At 36.5% G+C, this 18,133-nt stretch carries 17 protein-coding genes; 5 read left to right on the forward strand and 12 right to left on the reverse strand.

The window, feature by feature from the left end:
• The first annotated feature begins 106 nt into the window (after positions 1–106).
• The gene (locus tag AC59HC_RS03930) at positions 107–703 is read left to right on the forward strand and encodes a superoxide dismutase (protein WP_131437230.1); all 597 of its coding nucleotides are present in this window, start codon (positions 107–109) and stop codon (positions 701–703) included.
• Positions 704–774: 71 nt separating this feature from the next.
• Here the strand turns inward: AC59HC_RS03930 and AC59HC_RS03935 are convergent, their stop codons facing one another.
• Both AC59HC_RS03935 and AC59HC_RS03940 read right to left on the reverse strand, forming a co-directional pair.
• A complete protein-coding gene (locus AC59HC_RS03935) occupies positions 775–1,194 on the reverse strand; it encodes a DUF6146 family protein (protein ID WP_496558038.1) in 420 nt (139 codons plus the stop codon).
• 51 nt (positions 1,195–1,245) lie between these two features.
• The gene (locus AC59HC_RS03940; protein WP_429817112.1) at positions 1,246–2,436 is read right to left on the reverse strand and encodes an endonuclease/exonuclease/phosphatase family protein; all 1,191 of its coding nucleotides are present in this window, start codon (positions 2,434–2,436) and stop codon (positions 1,246–1,248) included.
• A gap of 247 nt (positions 2,437–2,683) precedes the next feature.
• Between AC59HC_RS03940 and AC59HC_RS03945 the strand changes: the two genes are divergently transcribed.
• Entirely contained in the window at positions 2,684–5,560 is a 2,877-nt protein-coding gene (locus AC59HC_RS03945; RefSeq protein WP_482399060.1) for a carboxypeptidase regulatory-like domain-containing protein, read from the forward strand.
• A 26-nt stretch (positions 5,561–5,586) separates the two neighbouring features.
• Positions 5,587–7,011 (forward strand): DUF5689 domain-containing protein, encoded by a 1,425-nt coding sequence (locus AC59HC_RS03950; protein WP_343639754.1) that lies wholly within the window; start codon positions 5,587–5,589, stop codon positions 7,009–7,011.
• A 95-nt stretch (positions 7,012–7,106) separates the two neighbouring features.
• Here the strand turns inward: AC59HC_RS03950 and AC59HC_RS03955 are convergent, their stop codons facing one another.
• From AC59HC_RS03955 to AC59HC_RS03980, 6 genes are all read right to left on the reverse strand, one after another.
• Entirely contained in the window at positions 7,107–7,658 is a 552-nt protein-coding gene (locus AC59HC_RS03955) for an inclusion body family protein (RefSeq protein WP_110008398.1), read from the reverse strand.
• Between the two features lie 276 nt (positions 7,659–7,934).
• Positions 7,935–8,405 carry a DUF6702 family protein gene (locus AC59HC_RS03960; protein WP_227941116.1) on the reverse strand — a complete coding sequence of 157 codons (471 nt, stop codon included), beginning with the start codon at positions 8,403–8,405 and terminating at the stop codon, positions 7,935–7,937.
• Between the two features lie 58 nt (positions 8,406–8,463).
• Positions 8,464–9,216: an LOG family protein gene (locus AC59HC_RS03965; protein ID WP_110008400.1), complete on the reverse strand. Its 753-nt coding sequence runs from the start codon at positions 9,214–9,216 to the stop codon at positions 8,464–8,466.
• 8 nt (positions 9,217–9,224) lie between these two features.
• Positions 9,225–9,938: a nucleotidyltransferase family protein gene (locus tag AC59HC_RS03970; protein WP_330744985.1), complete on the reverse strand. Its 714-nt coding sequence runs from the start codon at positions 9,936–9,938 to the stop codon at positions 9,225–9,227.
• A gap of 70 nt (positions 9,939–10,008) precedes the next feature.
• Positions 10,009–10,425, reverse strand: a complete 417-nt coding sequence (locus AC59HC_RS03975) for a RapZ C-terminal domain-containing protein (protein WP_496558039.1) — start codon at positions 10,423–10,425, stop codon at positions 10,009–10,011.
• A gap of 107 nt (positions 10,426–10,532) precedes the next feature.
• Entirely contained in the window at positions 10,533–11,552 is a 1,020-nt protein-coding gene (locus AC59HC_RS03980) for an aminoglycoside phosphotransferase family protein (protein WP_496558040.1), read from the reverse strand.
• 227 nt (positions 11,553–11,779) lie between these two features.
• Here AC59HC_RS03980 and xrtF point away from each other — a divergent pair, with 227 nt between their 5' ends.
• Together xrtF and AC59HC_RS03990 are read left to right on the forward strand one after the other, a co-directional pair.
• Positions 11,780–12,310, forward strand: coding sequence for an exosortase family protein XrtF (xrtF, locus tag AC59HC_RS03985; protein ID WP_496558041.1), 531 nt, complete (start codon positions 11,780–11,782; stop codon positions 12,308–12,310).
• Positions 12,297–12,743, forward strand: a complete 447-nt coding sequence (locus AC59HC_RS03990) for an exosortase F system-associated membrane protein (RefSeq protein ID WP_496558042.1) — start codon at positions 12,297–12,299, stop codon at positions 12,741–12,743. Before xrtF ends, AC59HC_RS03990 begins: the two co-directional genes overlap by 14 nt.
• An 8-nt stretch (positions 12,744–12,751) precedes the next feature.
• On the opposite strand, the gene AC59HC_RS03995 is transcribed toward AC59HC_RS03990, so the two are convergent.
• From AC59HC_RS03995 to AC59HC_RS04010, 4 genes are all read right to left on the reverse strand, one after another.
• Complete coding sequence (locus AC59HC_RS03995; protein ID WP_496558043.1) at positions 12,752–13,759, reverse strand: cation diffusion facilitator family transporter; 1,008 nt, start codon at positions 13,757–13,759, stop codon at positions 12,752–12,754.
• Positions 13,760–13,817: 58 nt separating this feature from the next.
• Entirely contained in the window at positions 13,818–14,810 is a 993-nt protein-coding gene (locus tag AC59HC_RS04000; protein ID WP_496558044.1) for an aspartate-semialdehyde dehydrogenase, read from the reverse strand.
• 66 nt (positions 14,811–14,876) lie between these two features.
• Complete coding sequence (locus tag AC59HC_RS04005) at positions 14,877–15,308, reverse strand: hypothetical protein (RefSeq protein ID WP_034691532.1); 432 nt, start codon at positions 15,306–15,308, stop codon at positions 14,877–14,879.
• A gap of 86 nt (positions 15,309–15,394) precedes the next feature.
• Positions 15,395–18,058, reverse strand: coding sequence for a TonB-dependent receptor (locus tag AC59HC_RS04010; protein WP_343639733.1), 2,664 nt, complete (start codon positions 18,056–18,058; stop codon positions 15,395–15,397).
• Positions 18,059–18,133 lie beyond the last annotated feature (75 nt).

Below are 18,133 nucleotides of genomic sequence, written 5' to 3' on the forward strand. Positions count from 1 at the left end.
TCTAAATCAATATATCAATGTTAAAGATTTATTAAAGTAATCCAGAATCCTTGATAATCCCTTAAATATTGGCTAATTTTGAATTATAACATTAAAAATAAAGATTATGTCATTTGAATTACCAAAACTAGGATATGCATACGATGCATTAGAGCCAACGATCGATGCAAGAACTATGGAAATCCACCATACAAAACACCACCAGGCATATATTGACAATTTAAATAAAGCAATTGAAGGAACTGAATTAGCAGGAAAAACTATTGAAGAGATCTGCCAGACAGGAACTGATAAGCCAGCAGTAAGAAATAACGGAGGAGGTCACTTCAACCATTCTTTATTCTGGGAAATTTTAACTCCCGGAGGAAGCAAAGAACCGGTAGGAAATGTAAAAGCTGCTATTGAAAACTACGGAGGTTTTGATAAATTCAAAACTGATTTTTCTGAAGCTGCTAAAACAAGATTCGGTTCAGGATGGGCTTGGTTGGTAAAAAATGCTGACGGTTCCGTATCTGTTTCTTCTACGCCAAACCAGGACAACCCGTTAATGCCTGTAGCAGACGTTAAAGGAACTCCTGTTTTAGGATTAGATGTTTGGGAGCACGCTTATTACTTAAACTACCAAAACAGAAGACCTGACTATGTTTCTGCGTTCTTTGATGTAGTAAACTGGGATAAAGTAGAAGAATTATTCAATAAATAATTTTCAGCTATTATAAAAATGAAAAGGTTCAGAATTACTCTGAACCTTTTTTATTGACTATGCTTTAAAATTTACCTTATCTCATCACTTCCGGATAATCCATTTAATCTTAGCTTATACTTCCAGTTTACATAGACAAAAACCTGGTATAATTTATATTCAAATTTGATCCCGTAATTTTCCTTGGGATCATAATCTATCCCCGATTCTATAATATTTCTGTATCTGCCGGAATTATAATAACTGTTCCATTCGTTGACCAAAAAAGTATTTTTTGTCTTGAGATAAGATTCTGAGTACTGGCTGATCGGTTTGGCAACAGCATTTATAAAATAATCAAATTGGGTATCTATAACGGTAAGGTCCCATTCTCCGTCTTCATTTTTAGAAGGCTTCATTTCATGTTGCTCTTTATCTTTCTTCGGCGTTTCCTGAGAAAAGCAGCTGAAAGGTACCAATGCAATCATTACTAATAAAATAATATTTTTCATGACACAGATATTTATATAAAAAAAGCACTCCAATAAGAGTGCCTAAATTTTTTATGGTTCTTTCTGAAGAACTACAAATGCCGGGAAGTGATCACTGTAGCCTCCTGTGAACTGGTCTCCATTCCAGGATCTGAAAGGATATCCTTTATAATTTCCTTCTTTATTAACGAGATAAGCCGGGGCAAAGATTTCTGTTTTATACACAGAATATTCTTTAGTCACCTGATCTGAAATTACATTTTTAGAAACAATAATCTGGTCAAAAAGGTTAGGAGCGTCCTGATAAGCCAGAGAAGCAACTCCTTTCTTATATAAAGGATACATCAGATTAAGATAAGGTGTTTCCTCGCTTAAGTCTTTTGGATTCGCCTGAGCTTTCAGGTGGTTTTTTAAACTTGGGCTTACAGGGTCATCATTAAAGTCACCCATTGCGAAAAGCTTCGTCGTTGGGTCTGCAGCTCTTACACTGTCCATTTGTTGTTTTAATAAGGCTGCAGCTGCATTTCTTTTAGGTAGAGAAATGGCTTCACCACCTCTTCTTGAAGGCCAGTGGTTCATGAAAAATGCTACTTTTTCATTATCTAAAAATCCTGTTACCACAAGGATATCTCTTGTATATTCTCTTCTTCCGTTGTCACCGTAAATAACCAGTTCTTTTTTTAATGAATTGGTAGGGGTGAATCTTCTTTTCTGATAGATCAGTGCTACGTCGATTCCTCGGTAATCATAAGAATTGTAGTGTATAATTCCGTAATCATATTTTTTTAAGGCAGGTTCATTCACAAGATCCTGGATTACCTGTCTGTTTTCAACCTCAATCAAGCCTACTACTGCCGGAGCTGTTTTGGTATACTGAGCTCCCATTTCAGAAATTACCTTAGCTTCGTTAGCCAGTTTTGCTTTATAAATTTTACTTCCGTAATTCTTTGGGCTTTTTGGGGTAAATTCTTCAGAACCTCCTTGTTCTCTGACTACTTTTTTACCAATTAAAGCCCCGTCACTCCATGGCCCGTCATATTTTTCGGCTTCCAGAAATTTGATTGAATCTATAGGAATGCTTCTGTGGAAAGCAGGATTCTTAATGTCTTTGGTTCCGTCTATATAATCTGCTGAACGAATAGTATCCCAAAGGTTTTCTACATTTAAGAAACCTACGGTTGCTACTTTTCTCAGTTTTCCTTGTTGTTGGGAGAATGCCACGATCGAAATAAACAGGGCAAACAGACTCGAAAATCTCTTCATCTCTTTGGAGTTTTATTATTCTATTAATTACAAATTTACTTTTTTTTAACTCACTGCGTTTTAAATATTTGTAAATTTAAAAGCAGTAATTCGAATCTCTCTTTTATAATGATTCTTAAAAGATTGCAATGTTAAGAAAAAAATACGTTAAAAAAGTTCTGGATTGCAAAATTTGTTTAAATTTGTGCCCCCAACTTTTAAACTGTTGAAAATTAACAATAAAAGTATTAAAAAAATAAATATACTCATGATTAAAAAATTATCATTGATCTCTTTATTTACCTTGCTGCCTGCGTCATATTATTATGCGCAGACAACAGTGTTTGCGTATCTTAAGGATGCGGAAGGCAAGCCCGTTGAGCAGGCAAGTGTAGATTTAAAAGGAGCAGGAAATGATGCAAAGGCAGACAAAATCGGATATTTCCAATTTACGGATTTGATGCCCGGACATTATCAGATTATGGTTACAAAACCCAATTTTGAAACTAAAATTTTTGAATTTGACGTAACCAGTGATGAGAAAAGAAAAGATCTTGGAGTAATTACTCTTTATTCTGCATTAAATGGTGCAGATCAGGGGTTGGCTATCATAGAAGATTCTGGGGAAAGCGATAGCGGTGGTGCACAGCAGACTGCAACTGTGGGGCTATTACAGTCATCTCAGGATGTTTTCAACAGAATGGCAAGTTTTGATTTAGGTCCCTACTGGTTCCGTCCAAGAGGAATTGACAGCAGAACAGGTGAAAATATGATCAATGGAGTTTCTATGGCCGCTGCAGATAATGGAGATGTAGACTTCAGCACCTGGGGAGGATTGAACGAAATTACCCGTTACCCGGAAATTGCAGCTAATCATGCCCCTTCAGAATATGCTTTCGGAGGAACTACCGGAGTATTTTATAAGAATACAAAAGCCAGCGAATACAGAAAAGGAAGTCAGTTGACATACTCTCTGACCAACAGAAATTACAGGAACAGACTATCTTACAGATTCTCTTCCGGAATGAACAAGAACGGATGGGCATTTACCGGAATGATTGCCAGAAGATGGGCACAGGAAGGGATCCAGGATGGTACTGCTTATGATGCATACAGTGGATATCTTGGTATTGAAAAAAAATTCAGTGATAGCCATACCATGACTTTAAATGCCATTGGGTCCAAATATGCAAGAAGCTCTTCAAGTCCAAGTACTCAGGAAGTATATGATTTCAGAGGTGTTCATTACAACTCGTATTGGGGATGGCAAAACGGAGATAAAAGAAATGAAAGAGTGAAAAGAGGTTTCCAGCCGATGATTCAATTACAGGATTTCTGGAAAATTAATAAAAACTCTCAGCTATGGACATCTGTTTCTTACCAGTTTGGGAAAGAATACAGTTCAAGACTGGACTGGTACAGAGCCAACAACCCGTCTCCAACGTATTACCGTAATCTACCAAGTTATTGGTTAAACTATACAAATCCGTCTCCTGAGCAGGCTGCCAATATCGGAATCACAAGAGACTGGTGGACGAATGATGATCAGTCACACACACAGATCAACTGGGATAATCTTTATAATGCCAACCGAAACGTAGAATACAATGCGTTATTAGGGGGACGAAGAGCAGCTTATTATCTCGTTGATGATGTAAAAGACGATAAAGTATGGAATGTGTCTACGCACTATACCTATAACTTCACCGATACTTCCCGTTTTATTTTAAATTTATCTTATCAGAATTACAGATCTGAGCAGTACAGAGAAGTAAATGACCTTCTGGGTGCTGATTTTGCCCTGAATATGGATCCATTTGCATCCAACACCACTGCAGGAAGTGTTTGGGGAAAATTCAATACAAGAGAAAGCGATACTGATGTTGCCAAAAGAGAGGGTGATAAAATCGGGTACAGCTATATTTTCAGAAGACAGGAATTCAAAATAAACCCCGCTTTCAAATTCTCCACAGGAAAATTTGATGTTTTCATCTCGGGATTATTCGGTTACACGACAAACAGCAGAGAAGGATTGTTCCAACACTATCTGTATGAGTCTTCTTATGGTAAAGGTGCAGATCAGAATTTCTGGAATGCAGGCGTTAAAGGTCAGGTTACCTATAAAATCAATGGAAGAAACTTCCTGGTTTATAACGGAGCTTACTTCTCGCAGTCTCCTTTCCTGAATGATATTTACTTTAATACAAGAGTAAGTGGTGTTACCACTCCTGGGATCAAAAATGTTGTTGTTGATGCCAATGACCTGAGCTATGTAATCTCTACTCCGATTGTTAAACTTAGACTGACCGGTTATCTTGTTAACACCCAAAACGAAACAAGTGTACAACGATATTTCGCACAGGGAGTTAAACTGACAAACCTTACTGAGAGTGGTGATCAGGCTCCGGTTCAGGATGGTGCTTTCATTACGCAGGTACTGGCAGGAGCCAATAAGAGAAATATGGGGATTGAACTGGGTGCACAGGTAAAAGTGACGCCTACTTTAACGGCAAGTGGTTTATTAAGCTTAGGACAATACACTTATACTAATAATCCTACCGTTTATTTTGCATCTGATGCTGTTGGAACGTTCAGAGAGCTTGACGGGAACGGAAATATCGTATCAAGATCTTATACCAATATGGGGGAAGCAACGCTTAAAAATTACAGACAAGGAGGAACTCCTCAGGAGGCATATACTTTAGGTCTTCGTTACAGCAGTCCTCAATACTGGTGGGTAGGAGCAACATGGAATTATTTCGGGCATTCATTCTTAGACCCATCTCCGGTAACCAGAACCGCAAGATTCTATACCAATCCTAACACACCTGGAGTTCCTTATGATCAGGTAACTGATGAAGAACTTGCAAGAGTTCTTACACCTACAAAGCTTCCTTCAGCATTCTTCTTCAATGTCAATGCAGGGAAGTCCTGGATGATTGGTAAGTATTATGTATTGGTGTCTGCATCGGTTAATAACATCCTTAATAACAGAAATTATATTACAGGAGGATTTGAGCAGACCAGAAACGTTAACTATATTGATTATGCAAATGATTACGACAGCGGAAATATGGTATTCGCTCCAAAGTATTGGTATAATCAGGGTAGATCTTATTTTGTTAATCTTCAATTCAGATTCTAAAAAACTAAAATTAAAAATCGAAAACAATGAAAAATATATATTTTAAAGCGGCGATCTTTAGTGCTATTTCAATGCTGGCATTCTCGTCTTGTGTAAAAACTGATGATTATGAGGTACCGGAAATCAAATGTACCAACAAATTTGCTGCAGCTAATCACCCGTTATCAGAAATTGTAACTATTGCAAAGGCAAAACCAGGAGAAGCCGACATCATTAAGGAAGATTTCATCGTAGAAGCTTATGTCTCTTCAAGTGATGAGTCTTCAAATCTTTACAAAATGATGTTTCTTCAGGATAAACCTGAAAACCCGACACAAGGGATTGAAATTGATATCGATGGGGGAAATCAGTATCTTGATTATCCTATTGGAGCTTTAGTAAGAATCAACCTGAAAGGATTGATCGTTCAGGGAGTTAATGGAAACATTAAAGTAGGTTCTTATGACCCTAACTATCCTATTGGAAGAATCAACCCTAATAAACTATCCAATTACATGGCAAGAGTTTGTGATGGACAAAAGCCTGTAGTAGCTGCAATGAAGCCATTAGAGTTCAACTCTATCTCTGATGCTTTGAAAAACGGTGCTCATATCAATCAGCTTGTAAAAATTAAAAATGTTCAGTTTGAAGAGCCTGAACTGACCAAAAATTTTGCTGACGAATCTGCAACAGGTGATCGTTATATTACGGATAAAAAAGCAGGTAGATTAGATCTTCGTTTCAGCAACTATTCAACGTTTGCGAAATCTCCTATCTCTCCTAAATATGAAAAAAGTGGTGATATCGTTCTTCTTCTGAGCCGTTTTACAAGCTCAAATAACACAACGGTTTTTACAGATCAAGCTTATATAAGAGATCTTAATGATATTAATTTCCCGAATGCCAGATTTACTCCAGGTCAGCCGGAACTTCCATCTGCTAATGCTGTCAATCTTTTCCCGAGCTCTGATTTTGAGAACTGGCCATCTTTCCTGTCAAGTTTAAATAGCTTTGGGCTTATCTCTTATGCCTCTCAGGGTATTGGTTTGGGATATAATGATACAAACTCCCTTCAGATTAAAGGTACACCTGCCAATAATGATTATGTATTTACAGCAAATGCTGCGTCAGGAATACCAGCAGCTCCAAAGAGAATTACAATGTATATTAAAGGGACTGCATCAGGAAAATCACTTTCTTTCAACGTATATAGAGCAACACCATTAGCTCCTAATACCTCTGCTTTCTATACATTCAATTTAGCAACATTTTCTACAGGTGCTACTTTAAGCCCGGAAAGCACGAATTCATATAACGGATCTATCAATACGAACGGACAATGGAGACTGATTGAGCTTACGCTTACAGGTCTTACCGATCTTAATACTACTGCTGGAAAACCAATGTTTGCCCTTAAAACAGGAAAAGACGGTGTGTATGATCTTCAGATTGATAATATCAAAATTGAGTAATACATTAGGATAAAATATATTCTAATACACACTTTATAAAAATCGGGCAGCTTTCAAGCTGCCCGATTTTTATTTATACGAGATTTTACTTGTGTTTATTTAACCGTAATTGTTGGATCCCAGTAAAAGTAACCGTACAGAATCTGTTTGTTACTGTCATTCGGATCTAGAATATAAAGTCCAAACTGTACATAGAAATTCTCTGTTCCTGTAGCTTTTACTTTAGAATCGATACTCGCAAAAGTAATATCAGCGCTGGCAGCAGGAAGACCGTTTTGAGAGTTCAGATTAGGTACCGCAGCCTGTCTTCTTTCAACAGAATTGTACATAAAGCTGTTAAAAACCTGATCACCGGACCAGTATTTAATATTATAGATGATGACAGCATCATCAGAGTTTTGATAGATTGATGTTCCTCTGAAAGAAACTATATCTCCGGCTCTTGCACTGAAGTTCAGATCAGCTGTGCCCTGTCCGGAAATAGCGTTGGCATTTGAAACGATCATATGCTGGCTGTTATGATCAATTCCTGTAGGATTATTAGGATCCTTACTTGGATTTGGATAAGTAGATCTTACATAATCTGTGTCAATAACGATCAGGACATCAATTTCCTGACTGGATGATTTTAGTTCTATATCTTCCATGATATTTAGTTTTTGTCTGGTGTTTCTTACTCGTCTGGCTTTTCAGATTCCGCCCCGTTATTTAAGTGAATCCGGCTTCACTTTCCTGGTTGTAATTACAATACAAATGTACATTGCTGAAAATGAAAATAGTAGAGTGGAAATGCTGAAATTTTTGATTAGGTATTTGTACTTAATTAATCTCTTTGTAGTGATTTTTTGTCAGCCCAAAAAAATACCCTGAAAAATTTGACTTTCCAGGGTACCCATTTTATAATGGTTAAATCTAATTTTCGTTTAAAAAGAAACCTCGTTCACTTCTTTTCCTCTCTGAAAATTCATTGTTTTCTGGCTGCCTTTATAGGCAATGTTGACAATGTTGATCTGCTTAGGAAAAGCGCTTAAAAGGATCGTATTTTTAATCTTTAAGGTATTGATATCCGAAACACCTCCGGTTTCAAAATATACCCATACAGTTTCTCCGCTGACCTGACTTCCTGTGAAGGTAATCGTTTTAGGAGAGCCATTGACAAATACATCAAAATTATTGTTCACATATTTTTTTACCTCTGCTTCAAATCCTGCCGTATTAGGGTTGATTTTAATAGCGTCAGAGATATGGCTTGTATTCATTTTTGTGGTAAACTTCAATGTCTTGCTTCCATCAATATAGTCCACTTTGGTCATTGAAGAGAAAAAGTCTACATACATAAAACTCATTAACACAAAAAATGTTAAAATTCCTGATATATATAAAAGTTTTTTCATCTTAATTAATAGATTTACAATCATAGTTGTTCGTTATAAGTCACAAATAATATGCCAATTAAAAATTTACATTCACAGAATACTTGTCATAAAATGCTTTAATATGTGCTACAGCCTCATCAGCAGTATCTACCACACGATAAAGTTCAAGATCATCTTCGGCAATCATTCCTTCTTTTAACAGAGTTGCCTTAAACCAATCCAGTAATCCTCCCCAGAATTCGCTTCCCACTAAAACGATTGGAAATTTTCCAATTTTATTGGTCTGAATCAGAGTCATCGCTTCCGTGAGTTCATCCAGCGTTCCGAATCCTCCAGGCATTACTACGAATCCCTGAGAGTATTTTACAAACATTACTTTTCTCACGAAAAAGTAATCAAAATTCATGGAATAAGATTTATTGATATAAGGGTTGAAATGCTGTTCAAAAGGCAGATCAATATTAAGTCCTATGGATTTTCCTTTGGCATTAAAAGCCCCTTTATTCCCCGCTTCCATGATCCCCGGGCCGCCTCCGGTAATAATTCCGAAACCTAGCTTGGTGATCTTTTCAGCAATATCTACAGCCATTTCATAATATTTGTTCTCCGGCTTCAGTCGGGCAGAACCAAATATAGAAACACACGGACCGATTTTAGCCAGTTTTTCATAGCCGTCTACAAATTCAGCCATGACCTTAAAGACCATCCAGCTGTCCTTGGTGATTGTTTCATCCCAGGTTTTCTGTCTGAAACTGTTATGTAGTTTTGTTTCGTTAATATCAAGTTCTGGATTTATTAAGCTTTCATCTCTGGTTTCATCAATTTCCATTGCAAAATTTATTTAAAGTGTTTTTCGGCTTCTATTACGGATGATGGTCTTCCAACGTCAATAAGAATACTGTCATGTACAAAACCATGTATGTGCTCGGTTTGCATCAGATCCAGATATTCTTCCATAACAGAGAATTTGCCTGTTCTTTTTATTTTTTCAAAGATGACAGGATTGATACAATGAATTCCGCTGAAAGCAAGGGCTTTAAAACCTTTATTGAATTCAGCCAGTCTTTGCTCTCCAGTTTGCACATTCAGCCAGCCTCTCAAAACCATATCATCATTGAAAAGGAGTTTTCTCGAACTTTCCCTGTCCGAAACCGCTAAAGTAGCAAAATCTTTTATCTTTTTGTGGTATTCTACCAGAGCATTGATATTCAGGTCAGTTAGAATATCAGCGTTCATGATTAAAAAATCTTCTCCGTGATCAAGAAATTTTCTTGCAAATATCAAGCCGCCACCTGTTTCCAGCAGTTCGCTGGTCTCATCAGAGATTTCAATCCTGCACCCGAAATTATTGTTTTTCTTCAGAAAATCAACAATCTGTTCTCCGAAATGATGAATGTTGATAACAAAATCCTTTATTCCGAAGCTTTTAAGGTAATTAATATTTCTTTCGAGAAGCGGAACTTCATTCACTTTTGCCAATGCTTTCGGATGGTGATCTGTAAAAGGTTTCAATCTGGTACCTTTCCCTGCTGCGAAAATTAGAGCTTTCATAATAGTATAAGTAATGAGTGATGAATAATGAGTAATAGATAATTGTAATAAGAAAATTACTTATTACTCTTTACTGATTACTAATATTCAGTTGCGGTTGTTCATCGTGTTGAAGGGTGACCTCAGTACCTTCAGAATATTTTTCTTTGATAAATTCTGCAATTTTTATAGCACAATATACTGATCTGTGCTGTCCGCCAGTGCATCCGAAATTAATCTGCAGATGCTCAAAGCCTCTTTCCAAATAATTATCAATATTGATGGAAACGAGAGATTTTACCAGTTCTAAAAACTTTGGCATTTCCGTTTTTGTTTCCAGATATTCCTGAACTCCTATGTCATTTCCGGTCTGGATTTTATATTCTTCAACTCTTCCCGGATTTAAAATTCCACGGCAGTCGAAAGCGAACCCTCCGCCATTTCCTGAGTTGTCTTTAGGGATTCCTCCTTTTTTGTATGAAAAACTGTGTATCTCAATGTGTAGCATATTCTTTCTTTTAAATTTTTAAACCATTAAGGCTTATTTAGTTATCTTAAAATTGCTTCGTATTTGCTCAGATATTTCGATCTGTCAGTCTGAGCGGAGCCGAAGACTTACTTATTTATTATTTCTTCAATTTTTTGCTTTGCCTTCTCTGATGTCAGTTGCTGAATTACTTTCTGCAGTTCGGGGTAATTTTTCATTTCTTCCCATGAGTCTGCAAATTGGGTAATATTCTGAATTCCTTGCTCTAGGCTGGCCATGAAATGTTGTTTTCTCTGTATCAGCCCCCTGAATCCGTAGGCTCCCAAAACTTGCAGAAATCGCATCATTTGAACAGGCATCACTGCATTTCTTAACTGAACCTTTGTTTCGGGATTTTCAAACTGCTCAATATAATAATCCAGCATTTCCAGTTTAAAATCTTCCGGGAAATTAGCCTTAGCCTGAAAAAGAAAAGAAATGACATCATACATTAATGGTCCTTTCATTGCCGATTGGTAATCGATGAAAGAGACCTCATTTCTTTCATTCACCATGATATTTCTTGCCTGAAAATCGCGGATCATAATTCCTTTAGGTTCAAGATTTTCAATAAGTACAGCAATTTTTTTGAACTCTTTAAGGAGAGTCGACTTGTTGTATTCAAGCTCCAGAAAATCGGCGACAAAATTTTTAAAGTAATACAAATCATGAATCACAGGAAGCTCATCATAATTTTCATATTCAAAGGTCCTGGAAAAGTCGATTTTACCTTGCGTCTGCATCTGCAGTTGGTAAAGCTTTTCTAAGGTCTGCTTAACCAAAGATTTTACAGTGGGAGACAAGTGATCTTTTGCAATTACCTCAGAAAGGGTTTGCTGCCCCAAAAATTCCTGGATATACATCTTTCTGTCCTCTGAAACAGCAAGGATGGAAGGAGTATTAAGGCTCAGATCTGAGAATACCCGGGAATAGTAAAGAAAACTTTCATTTTCCGGAATGTTTTCATTGTACGTGATAATGTATTTCTCGGTACCGGCAGCGGCCAGAAAATTGACTCTCGCGGAGCCGCTTTGAGCTAATGTGACGAATTCGGAAGATTTTTTACCTAAATGGTTTTCAAAAAATCGTTTTGCGTTTTCAGAAGTCATAATATGGAACAAATATACTAAATTAACGTGAGTTGGAAATTATAGTGTAAAGAAGTGATTAAGATGGTGGAAGAGTATGAGAATGGTAGAGTGGAATTTTGATTTTATTGAATGTTTTTATGAAAAATTTTAATTCTTATAGGCTAAATCGGTTGTTTTTTACTTTTGGCTTTTAACTTTCTTTATTCAAATTCAGGATATTACAGGCTAATTTTTATCTTTGCAGTATGCTGAAAGACTTTAAACCTGTTTTAGGTATTTTATTGCGTTTTATTGTTATCTACCTGGTGTTGCTTTTCGCTTATCAGTTTTATCTGAATAGTGGGAAAGACTCCGGATTGGATTCATTTTCAAGAATGATTGCCGGTCAGGTAACAGCTCTTCAGAATTCGATAGGTTATCCTACAGAACTTTATGACGACGTAAAGAACGAGCAGGTTTGGTTTTATGTTAAACAGAATTATGTAACGAGAATGGTGGAAGGGTGCAATGCCGTTTCTGTTATCATTTTATTTGTATCTTTTGTTTTTGCCTTTTATAAGGGAATGAAAACTTTTGTTTTTGTGGGAGCAGGACTAGTGTTATTATACATGATCAACCTTTTGAGAATTGTAGGGTTAAATATCGTGATGTCCGACCATAAGGAATATGGAAAGATGTTTCACGATTTTATTTTTCCTGCTATTATTTATGGAAGTGTAGTTGTCCTTTGGCTGATCTGGATTAAATTTTTTGCCTTAAAACATGAAAATTCTTAGCTGGTTTCTGGTTATCGCAGGCGTATGCGGATTGATAGGAGTAAGAGCTTTGGAAGGAACTCTTTTTTATGACCCTTTTTTAGACTACTTTCACGAAGCCAATAAACATATTGAATTCCCTGCTTTCGAATGGGGAAGACTGATTGCTGGTCATGTTTTCAGGTTTATTTTAAATCTTTTTTTTTCCTGTCTGATTATTTACGGTTTATTCAGAAATAAAGACTGGACCATACAGGGAGCAGTGATGATGATTGTCGTTTTTGTCATTACATTACCGATTTATCTGTATTGCATTCATAGTAAATTTGAAATAGGATATCTTTTTTCCTTTTATATGAGGAGGTTCGTTATCCAGCCTTTGATTATAATGCTGATTGTTCCGATGTTTTATTACAGAAAGCAGATGATCATTAAAGAAAGCAGGAAAAGCTAATCTGAATTTTATTCTTCCTCAATAATTGTGTGTTTATCTACACTCGTTACATTTTCCGGAGTCCATTCTACACGTTTGATGAAATCTTTTTCGCGGACAGGGCAGTCCTTGATCTGGCATACCGGGCATGAAATCGGTTTACAGTCGTCCATATGAAAATTGAATTCAATCGTACGCTTAATGTTTTTGGCAAGGAGAATAATGACTTTTTCCATTTCATCATGAGCATCACGAAGGTCATAATACCACGGCAGGGTAATATGAGCATCAATATGCAGGGAAGACCCGAATTGCTGTATTTTCATATTGTGTATATCAATCCATTCAACATGTCTGTTTTCTTCAAGGATTTTAATGATCTGATTGAGAATTTCAGGATCCTGCTCATCCATAATGCCACTCAGAGATTTTCGAACGATTTTATAGCCTACAAATATGATGTAAAGTCCAAAATTTAATGCTACTACAGAATCCAGCCAATAGATTTTGGTGAAGTAAACAATAATTAAACTGGCAACTACTCCGAGAGTTGTAATGGTATCGGACTGAAGATGCTTTCCGGATGAAATAAGAACCAGAGAATTTTCTCTTTCTCCTTTTTTAATAGAGATATATCCCAGCAGATAATTAATAACTGCTGTGGCAGCAATAATCCAGATCCCAAGATCAATTTTGCTTAGCGTTTTCCCTACAATAAGACTATGAATCCCTTCATAAATGATCATAACACCGGCAATAGCGATAAGGGCGCCCTCTATACCCGAAGTTACAAATTCTACTTTCCCATGGCCATAAGGATGGTCTTCATCTTTAGGTTTAGCCGCTAAATGAAGTGAATATAATCCCATAAATGCACTGATGACATTAACGATGCTTTCCATGGCATCAGAAAAAACAGCATCAGAATTAGTCAGTTTCCAGGCAATGATCTTTCCGATAAAAAGGATGATTCCAAATGTGGCAATAAGCTTTTGAAATCCTATTTTCTCTTTGTGGGTACTTTTCTGGGTGTTCATATAAGTGTTTGATAAAAAAAAGAATCTCAATTCTGAGACTCTTTTTTATTTTGTTAGTTTATACTAAGTTGTTTGCTACCAGGTATTCTGCAATTTGTACAGCGTTTGTTGCTGCTCCTTTCCTCAGATTGTCTGCAACGATCCAGAGGTTGAGCGTTTTAGGCTGTGACAGATCTCTTCTGATCCTTCCAACGAAAACTTCGTCTTTTCCTTCTGAATAAAGAGGCATCGGGTAGTGGTTGTTTTTCACATCATCCATTACAATGACACCAGGAGTTTCAGATAAGATTTTTCTTACTTCATCCAGTTCGAATTCATTTTCGAATTCAATGTTTACACTTTCAGAATGTCCTCCCTGAACCGGAACTCTCACAGCAGTTGCTGTTAAGTTAAAGGTATCGTCTCCTAAAATTTTCTTAGGTTCCTTCATCAGTTTGATCTCTTCTTTCGTGTAATCATCATCAGCAAATACATCACAGTGTGGCAATGCATTTTTGAAGATCTGATATGGATATATTTTTTCAGTAGTTTCATCTCCGCTGATTTCACCGTTTAACTGGTCTACAGCAGCTTTACCCGTTCCTGTTACAGACTGGTAAGTAGAAACGATTACTCTTTTTAAATCATATTTTTTGTTCAATGGCCCAAGAACCATTACCAATTGAATGGTAGAACAATTCGGATTTGCGATGATTTTATCTTCTTTTGTTAAAACATCAGCATTGATTTCAGGAACGACTAATTTTTTGTCAGGGTCCATTCTCCATGCAGAAGAATTATCAATTACTGTTGTTCCTGCTTCTGCAAATAAAGGAGCGAATTCAAGAGAAGTAGATCCACCTGCAGAGAAAATAGCAATATCCGGTTTGGCAGCTATAGCGTCCTTCATGCTTACGATGGTAAATTCCTTCTGTTTATACTTCACCTTCTTGCCTACAGATCTTTCGGATGCTACCGGAATTAATTCTGTTACAGGGAAGTTTCTCTCCTCCAAAACTTTAAGCATAACTTGTCCAACCATTCCTGTTGAACCTACTACAGCTACTTTCATTGATTTAAATAAAAATTTAAGATTAAACTATTTATAAATTATAACGCATATAATTTTTTTGTCTTTTTATGCCCCAAAAACTCTTGTCCAAGGGAATGCAAATGCAAATAAACCTACTGCAATAAGTCCCATAATTACTACTCCTAAAGAAATAGTATCATTGGATTTTACTTTTTTGTTGACAATCGTCATCAAAACTGCCGCAATAAGCATAGAGAACGGATGTTCAACATATTGGAATCTCAATGCCGCATTTTTCATTACTTCTCCCATATTTAATCCTTTGCTGAACGTGGTGATCAGCATAATGATTCCCAATAAAAACTGAACGTGGAAGAAAATCATCGTGAAAAGCGTTGTTTTCTTCAAAAATTTGTTCACTTTTCCACTGAAACCGAACATGGTAGCCAAAAGTGCAATGACAAATAATGTTACCAAAAGAATTTCAAGATACCCGAAACCTTTATGGGCATTAAGTAAAATGTTGTAAAAATCCATAATCCTATTTTTTTGTACACAAAGATAACAAAAATCCCGGCTCAAAGCCGGGATTGATATTGAGAAAATCTAATATTGTGATATTATTAGAAATTGAATGATAATGTTGCTGCCCAGGTTCTTCCGAATCCGAATAGTACACGGTTATCAGTTGCTACACCTTTATACATATATCCCAATTCTTCATACGTTTTCTTAGCAGTATTGTTAGATCCATCGGCTAATTTTGAAGGAGCGTCAGATCCAAATACGTTTGTTGATGCATCAGAAATATAGAAGGTATCAAATAAGTTGTAAACATTTGCTCCGACTGTGAAATACTGAGAAGCATCTTTTAGTCTGATTTTATATGAAATACCTAAATCAAATAAGTTGAAGTCTGGTAATTGTAATACACCTCTTTCTTGTGCTGTCTGGTTAGAGAAAGTAGCAATATCAATAGAAGAATATACTTTTCCAACATATCTCCATGTTCCAAAAATGCTTAGGTCTTTTACTGGCTTAACAGTTGCTCCAAGTGAAGCTGTCATTTGAGGGATACTGTTATTGCTTGTTCCTCCTACTTTTACTTTATCTAAGTAAAGAGTTGTTGAAGTTGATGTTCCTGATAATGTAAGAGGATTGTTGTTGTCATCAAAAGCTGATCCGGTTGCATTTCCTTTGTAGTAATAATCACCCCAAGAGAACATACCTTGAAACTCTAGGAAATTTGTTGGTCTGTAAACTGCATCAAATTCTACTCCCTGGTGAATTTCAGTAATCCCGCTGATTTCCGCATATCCTGTAGTCGTTGTGTTATCAGCTAGTGTAAATGTTTGGTTGGTTCTTCTTAGCCATCTGTCTCTCCATTCAGTTCTGTATAAGTTAACATTTGCACTGAATTTTTGAGATCTGAAACCATATCCTACTTCGGCTGAGAAGATTTTCTCATTCGTTAAGCTAGGGTTTAGAACCTGGAAGTTACTTGGATAGACAGAGTTCATGAAAGGCTGCTTGCTGTAATAACCTACATTAGCAAATACATTGTTTTGACTATCAATGTTATAGTTGGCACCCCCTTTAATGTTATATCCAAATAGATTTTTGAATCCGGTTTTTGTATTAACAACCTGTCCTTGCTGCTTAGTCACACCATCTTTAACGAAGTTATCGATTCTTTGATATCCTTGGTTGGATACTGATCCCTGAAGGAATGCAGATAATTTATCTTTAGTATATTCAACTTGACCAAAAGCACTGTACCAGATAACTTCACCATCGTTACTATATCCGATTTGCTCATTTAAAGGTGCTGTTTTTCCTCCAAATGGGTTCCAAGCAAGCTTTTTGTAGTCGAATGTTCTCGTAACGTTATAAGGTGCTACATTATTATTAAGAATTTCCTGATAACCTTTTGCTCCATACAAATCAGAAACTACCTGATAGTGGTAACCATAATAGTATCTATCATCTGTACCGATTGAGAAATTCCAGTTATCATTAACTTTATGCTGGAAGTTAGCTAAGATACCGTACCAGTTATGAGAATTGATACTTGATCTTCTGATAATACCATCTCTTACCTGATATTGTTTTCCGTTAGCCGGGTTTGTCACCGTGTAAGGAGCACCTGCTGTTATACCATTGTTTAGTGCGAAAATCTTATCATAGTCATAGGTTCCGTCTGCTCTTCTGTAAGAGTTGATATTGTTTGTAGAAGGAGTTCCGTTACTGTTGAATTTCCCATTCCAGAAACTTCCAAGATCTCCTGTTCCACCACCTCTACCATTAGACATATATAAAACAGTACTTAATTTTGACTTCTCGCTCATTGTCCAGTCCCAGTTCAACATTAATACTGGTTTTGAGTAATAATTGGCTCTGTTTGCAATAGAAGTTCTGCTTCCGTCAGCATTGATACGGTACCCCCAGTCAGAATTATAGGTTCTGTCAGGTGTATTATCGTGGTCTGGGTTATACGTTATATAATCTTTGATGAAAGGAGAGTAAGTTCTTTGATTATGCCATTGTGGAGATCCGGTAATCGTAAACTGGAAATTATGTTTCTTGTTTGGTTCCCATCCTAAGGCAAAATAGTAAGCATAGGATTCGTAATCTGTGTTTTGAATATAGGTGCTTCCTGCTTGTCTGCTCATTAAGAATGAAGAAGACCAGCCTTTATCAGACTTACCCGTATTATATGCAAAAGATGTTTTTAAAAAGTCATTGTTACCAACTCCTAATCTAACTACACCTCCTTTTTTCATATCCGAAGATCTGGTTAAGAAGTTCATAGTCCCTCCAACGGATGCAATTGCTAATTTAGAAGAACCAAGTCCTCTTTGTACTTGCATAGTGCTAGTAACGTCAGCTAGTCCAGTCCAGTTTGAGAAATAAACAGTACCTCCTTCCATATCATTTACAGGCATACCGTTTACCATAACTGCGATGTTTCTGGATTCAAAACCACGCATAGTGATTTGGGAGTCTCCAAATCCACCACCACCTTTTGTAGCGTAAACAGATGGTGTTACGTTTAGAAGTTCAACAAGCTCCTGGTTTCCTTGCTTTTCAAGAATCTGAGCAGCTTTGATTGTAGATACTGCTACCGGTGTTTTTCTATCTTTAGCGATATCGGTAACACCTCTTAAGATTACCTCGTCAATATCTTTGGACTTTTGTACTGTGTCCTGAACTTGTTGAGCGTAATAAACACTAGCTGTAGATAAAGTAATTACTGCAGTTAGTATCGATTTGTTGATTAATTTCATAATCGTTAGTAATAATTAGATTTAATTTTCTGCAAAATTCGCAAAATTAAATTTAACTATTATTAACTCAATGTT

It is taken from the genome of Chryseobacterium sp. DZ-32 (assembly GCF_059587025.1).